This window comes from Microvirga sp. P4_G7 (assembly GCF_056401005.1).
In genome coordinates, this window is sequence record NZ_JBFUKD010000298.1 from 1 (window position 1) to 4,337 (window position 4,337).

Consider the following 4,337-nt stretch of genomic DNA (forward strand, 5'->3'; position numbering starts at 1 on the left):
CGTCTCGAAGCCTTGGCGCACGCGGCGGAAACCCTGATGGGCAAGTTCCGCGACGGCCAAGCGGTCACGACGGAAGCTGTCACGCTCATTCTGGCGACGCTCGACCGGATCAAGGATATTCTCGGCGAACTGGAGCGTCTCGGTTCCGAGCCGGAAGGGTCCGATCGCGATCTGATCGATCGCCTCGAGGCGATGGCGACCGACGACGCACCGGCGAAACCGGAACCTGCGATCGAAACGGTGGGGACGCTCAGTTATCAGGTGCTCGAACGGACGCTGCGCCCCGGCGAGGTTTCCCTCGACGACCTCGAGCGTGCCTTTCGCGAAACGCCCGGACCGCAAACGCCAAAACCGGCTCCCGCCGTCACGCCTCCTATTGTCGCTTCCAATCCGGCACCCGTCACGTCGACGACGAAGGCCGACGCCGGCCCTGCGCCAGAAGCGATTGAAGCTGTTGAGGCAGCGGTGGCGAAAGTGCAGACCATCCGCGTCAATGTCGATACGCTCGAGCACTTGATGACGATGGTGTCCGAGCTGGTTCTCACTCGTAATCAATTGCTCGAAATCTCCCGTCGCGTCGACGATCACAGCTACAAGGTGCCACTACAGCGTCTTTCGCATGTGACGGCCGAGCTGCAGGAAGGCGTCATGAAGACGCGCATGCAGCCGATCGGCAACGCATGGCAGAAGCTGCCGCGTGTGGTGCGCGATCTCTCGGCCGAACTGTCGAAGAAGATCGATCTCGTCATGCAGGGGGCCGACACCGAACTCGACCGGCAGGTCCTGGAGGTGATCAAGGATCCGCTGACGCACATGGTGCGCAACTCCGCCGATCACGGCATCGAGGCGCCCCTCGAACGCAAGGTCGCTGGCAAATCCGAGCGCGGATCAATTCGCCTCAACGCCTACCACGAGGGCGGGACGATCACGATCGAGATCGCCGACGATGGACGCGGTCTGAACTTCGCGGCCATCCGCAAGAAGGCCGTCGAGCGCGGCGTCGCGAGCGAAGCGGATGTGGAGCGCATGAGTGAGGCGCAGATCGCCAAGTTCATTTTCCATCCCGGCTTCTCGACCGCCAAGGCCGTCACCTCCGTGTCTGGCCGCGGTGTCGGCATGGATGTGGTGAAGACCAATATCGAGCTGATCGGCGGTACGGTGGAAATCCGCTCCGAGCAGGGGCGCGGCACGACGTTCACGATCAAGATTCCGCTGACGCTCGCCATCGTCGCGGCGCTCATCGTGTCGTCGAAGGACCAGCGCTTCGCCATTCCGCAGGTCGCCGTGTTGGAGCTGGTGCGCGTTACGCCGGGTTCCGAACACTCAATCGAACGCATCAACGGCACGCCGGTTCTGCGTTTGCGCGAACGCCTGCTGCCRATCGTTCCTCTGTCCAAGGTGCTCGGCTTGAGCGGCGAAGCGAATGCGGACGAAGGCTTCGTGGTCGTCACGCAAGTGGGGCGCCAGCGCTTCGGCATTCTCGTCGATGGTGTGTTCCATACGGAGGAAATCGTCGTCAAGCCGATGTCCTCGAAGCTGCGGCATATCCAACTGTTCTCCGGAAATACGATCCTCGGCGATGGCGCCGTTGTCTTGATCGTCGATCCGAATGGCCTTGCGCGCATGGTCGGCTCCGCCGGCGACGATGGTCAGTTCCAGGGCGACGAAATGCCTGAGCAGGACAGCAATATCGCGAACGATCTTACGACGCTTCTCGTTTTCCGCGGCGGCAGTGAGAGTCTGAAAGCGGTACCGTTGTCGCTCGTGACCCGCCTCGAAGAGATCGATGCGGCCACCATCGAATGGCTGGGAGGACGTCCGCTCGTGCAATATCGCGGTCGTCTCATGCCGCTCGTCGCTTCGGACGAGTCGCTCGAGATCAAACGCGAAGGCATACAGGCTCTTGTGGTGTTCTCGGACGGCGAATTGTCCATGGGTCTCGCCGTGGAAGAGATTGTCGATATCGTCGACGATCTCTTGGAAATCGAACTCGTTGCCGATCGCTCCGATCTCATCGGTTCGGCCGTGGTCAGGGGACGCGCGACGGAGATCGTCAACGTCGCGCATTATCTGCCGCTTGTGCACGACGCCTGGATGCGGTCGACCTCGGGCAACGGCGTGAACGGCTCCCAAGCTGTTCTGTTGGTCGATGGCTCCGCGTTCTTCCGCGACATGCTGACACCGGTGCTGCGCGCATCGGGCTACAAGGTCTACGCGGTGGCGAGCGCCGCGGAAGCGCTCCAATTCCTCGGCAACGGACCGCGCGTGGATGTGCTGATCACCGATCTCGAGCTTCCGGATCGTACCGGTTTCGAACTCGTCGAGGCTCTCAGAGTTCAGGCGGAATCAGCCAATCTCCCGGTCATCGCCCTCGCGGTGCGGCATGATCCGCGCCAGATCAGCGAAGCGCGCAAGCTTCGGGTCACGGAGCTCATCGCGAAATTCGACCGGCGCGGCCTCTTGTCGGCGCTTGCGGAACTGACTGGCCCGCTCAACGAGGCTGCTTGACGGTTTCGTCAGTGACGACAGCCTGGCGCGAGCATGGGGGCCCATTGTCGCCTTGCTTGCATTTAAATTTCCGGGCTCGCGCGGGCCGGATCTTGTTTCAAGGAGTCCAAACCAGTGAAGCATTGCCTGATAGTTGATGATTCCGCGGTGATCAGGAAGGTCGCGCGCCGGATTTTGGAGGAGATGGCATTTCGCGTCTCTGAAGCCGAAAACGGACAGAAGGGACTCACTGCCTGCCAATCCGACATGCCCGATGCGGTTCTGCTCGATTGGAACATGCCGGTCATGGACGGCTACGAATTCCTGACTCACCTTCGCGGCATGCCGAACGGAAACGATCCCAAGATCGTGTTCTGCACGACGGAGAACGACCTGGATTTCATCACCCGCGCGCTTCATGCCGGCGCCAACGAATACATCATGAAGCCATTCGACAAAGATATTTTGACCGCCAAGTTCCAGGAAGTCGGATTGGTTTAAGCCTTCTTTTCAGCCTGTATTCTCCTTCGAGCTCATCATGACCATCGGCCTTCCTTTGCAAGCACCGTCCGCAGAACCAGCGCGGACCCGGGTCATGGTCGTCGACGACAGCGTCGTTATCCGCGGACTCATGGCGCGGTGGATCAACGAAGTCGGCGATTTCGAGGTGGTGACGACGGCGTCCAACGGCCGCATCGCCATCGAATCCGCCGAGCGCTTCAAACCTCATATCGTTCTGCTCGATCTCGAGATGCCGGAAATGGACGGTGTCGCCGCTTTGCCGCTTCTGCTCAAGCAGCGCCCCGGCATCAAGGTGATCGTCGTCTCGACTTTGACTCAGCGAAATGCCGAGATTTCCCTGAAATGTCTTTCGATGGGGGCCRTCGACTATCTCGCCAAACCTGACGGTCGCCAGCAGGTCAGTGCGTCGGCGGACTTCCGCCGGGATCTCATCGACAAACTGAAAGCGCATGCCGGAGCGCGGGCGCGGCCTGGACGCGCCGCCCTTGCGCCGACCCGTCCATCTCCAAAGCCGATCCCCGCCCGTCCGGAATGTCTCCTCATCGGCGCATCCACGGGCGGTCCACGGGCCGTCGAGGAAGTCTTGATGGGGATGGGGCCAGCCTTGCGTCGCATCCCCATTCTCATCGTTCAGCACATGCCGCCGATGTTCACGGCGGTGTTTGCGGAGCACCTTCAGGCACAGCTCGGGGTGCGAGCCTGCGAACCTCGCAACGGTGAGCCGCTCCTGCCAGGCACGATCTTCGTTGCGCCGGGCGGCCGGCACATGGGGTTGGCGAAAACGGCATCGGAGATGCCGACTGTCCGTCTCGATGATTCCCCGCCTGTGAACTTCTGCCGCCCGGCCGTCGATGTTCTCTTTCGCGACGCTGCCGCGATCTTCGGGAACGCTGCGCTCGCCGTCGTACTGACCGGCATGGGTGCCGATGGCACCAAGGGGGCGGGCGAGTTGGTCAAAGCCGGTGCGACGGTCCTCGTCCAGGACGAAGCCACGAGCACCGTCTGGGGAATGCCGGGCAGCATTGCCAAGGCAGGACTGGCCCATGACATCCTCGCTCTCGACGCCATCGGGCCTGCGCTCCGGGGCCACATCACCGGTTCACTCACATGACCGAACTTGATCTCGAATATCTCTGCGCCTTCCTCAAGAACCGGTCCGGTCTCGCGCTCACGCCGGAGAAGCGCTACCTCGTCGAAAGTCGGCTGACGCCGTTGTGCCGGACGTTCAACGTGGGCAACTTGGTCGAGCTCGTCTCCGGCATCAAAGGCGGTCGGCGTCGTGATCTCGAGACGGCCGTCGTCGAGGCGATGACGACGAACGAGACCTT

3 protein-coding genes and 1 pseudogene are annotated in these 4,337 nt (G+C 61.9%); all 4 read left to right on the top strand.

The annotated features are described in order from the left end of the window. A partial coding sequence (locus AC1DT3_RS13155; protein ID WP_477465700.1) for a hybrid sensor histidine kinase/response regulator occupies window positions 1-2,508 on the top strand: 2,508 nt, incomplete at its 5' end. Between the two features lie 114 nt (window positions 2,509-2,622). Further along, window positions 2,623-2,988: a response regulator gene (locus AC1DT3_RS13160; protein ID WP_477465701.1), complete on the top strand. Its 366-nt coding sequence runs from the start codon at window positions 2,623-2,625 to the stop codon at window positions 2,986-2,988. A 37-nt stretch (window positions 2,989-3,025) separates the two neighbouring features. Next, a complete protein-coding gene (locus AC1DT3_RS13165) occupies window positions 3,026-4,120 on the top strand; it encodes a protein-glutamate methylesterase/protein-glutamine glutaminase (RefSeq protein ID WP_477465702.1) in 1,095 nt (364 codons plus the stop codon). Further along, window positions 4,117-4,337: pseudogene (locus tag AC1DT3_RS13170) on the top strand (chemotaxis protein CheR); the annotation flags it as partial. The gene AC1DT3_RS13165 and the pseudogene AC1DT3_RS13170, both read left to right, overlap by 4 nt.